This window comes from Pandoraea sp. PE-S2R-1, assembly GCF_002179865.1.
Lineage (GTDB): Bacteria > Pseudomonadota > Gammaproteobacteria > Burkholderiales > Burkholderiaceae > Pandoraea.
In genome coordinates this window covers 1-434 of sequence record NZ_NGUR01000050.1, presented here as the reverse complement: position 1 = coordinate 434, position 434 = coordinate 1, and the positions used below count along the sequence as shown (strand labels likewise).

The window sequence follows — 434 nt, the reverse complement described above, 5'->3', positions numbered from 1 at the left end:
GGGCGCAGGCTACGCGCAACAGAAGCGTTCCTACCGAGCGCTACTGTTGCAGCGTGTTTGTATCCAAACGATCGAAACCATGAGAGTTGCAGTAGGCAAAGAGCGTTTGCGAGATTGATCCGAGTCTGAACTGCCGGGGGCAGCTTTCTACGAACCGGGTCAATCTCGCGACGCACCGATAGACCTGGCTGATTCGGGCGGAAGGCGCTTTTCTTCGCCTTTGAGCGCCATCGAATGTTGGCTTCTGGCGGTTATGGCACCTTCACAGGATGTTGGACAGCGACTGCGCGACAGGATATATGACGCAATCAGAGATCTCGTAGAGCACGGTAAGCTCCTGCCTGGTCAGCGATTGACGGAAGCACACCTTGCTGAACGGTTTGGCGTGTCAAGAACGCCCGTGCGCGAGGCGTTGTTTCAACTGGCTCGAGAGG

Annotated in this window: 1 protein-coding gene; it reads left to right on the top strand. The window is 56.5% G+C overall.

From position 1 onward, the window contains the following. Positions 1–253: 253 nt before the first annotated feature. On the top strand, positions 254–434 hold a 181-nt coding region (locus CDV44_RS26985; protein ID WP_141118825.1), incomplete at its 3' end, for a winged helix-turn-helix domain-containing protein.